Origin of the sequence: Mesorhizobium sp. M7A.F.Ca.CA.004.04.2.1 (genome assembly GCF_004022825.1) — a bacterium.
In the GTDB taxonomy this organism is placed as follows: Bacteria; Pseudomonadota; Alphaproteobacteria; order Rhizobiales; family Rhizobiaceae; genus Mesorhizobium.
The window spans coordinates 1-610 of record NZ_RZPH01001676.1 but is presented as its reverse complement, the minus strand read 5'-3'; the positions used below and the strand labels follow the sequence as shown (position 1 = coordinate 610).

Sequence of the window (610 nt, the reverse complement as noted above, 5' to 3'; positions counted from 1 at the left end):
GCTCATCCGCCGCGGCCGCTATGTCGAATTCAATCTGCTTCACGATCGCGGCACCATCTTCGGACTGAAGACCGGCGGCAATGTCGCGTCCATTCTCTCCAGCCTGCCGCCCGAGGTTCGCTGGCCGTAACAAAATGGTGAGCGCGGCGTGAGTCGCATTGATGTCCCATTCGCTCGAAATGGGCATGGAATGTGGCACACGGTGCGGCGCAAAATTTCTTTTTCGTCTAATAGGCCGTTGAAAAGACTGGCCTATTTGTGGGGCCGGGTCGGGAAGCGCCGGCGGTTCGCCTGCGCGCAATTCCAGGAAAGTGCGAAACGGCTTTCCGACCGGAATTGCGTCAGACAAAGCGAGCCGCGACCCGACGCGACCGGACGGCCCAGACGACGCGGGGCACCTCATTGAGAGGGATGCCCTACTTCCAGGAGTACTTCGCAATGCGCAAGATCATTGTTTCGGCGGCCGCCGCTGCCCTTCTCGCTTCCGGTTCGGTGGCATTCGCCGCCGTCAAGCACACCACCGGAACGATCAAGACCTTTGACGCAACGGCCATGAGTCTGGTCCTCGACGATGGATCGTCTTTTACGCTTCCCAAGACCTTCAAGGATC

General features: G+C 59.7%; 1 protein-coding gene. It reads left to right on the top strand.

What is annotated here, in order from left to right; genetic code table 11:
* Window positions 1–130, top strand: a 130-nt coding sequence (locus EN893_RS36925; protein ID WP_128362306.1) for a coproporphyrinogen III oxidase, incomplete at its 5' end; no start/stop codon positions are given.
* Window positions 131–610: the final 480 nt, after the last annotated feature.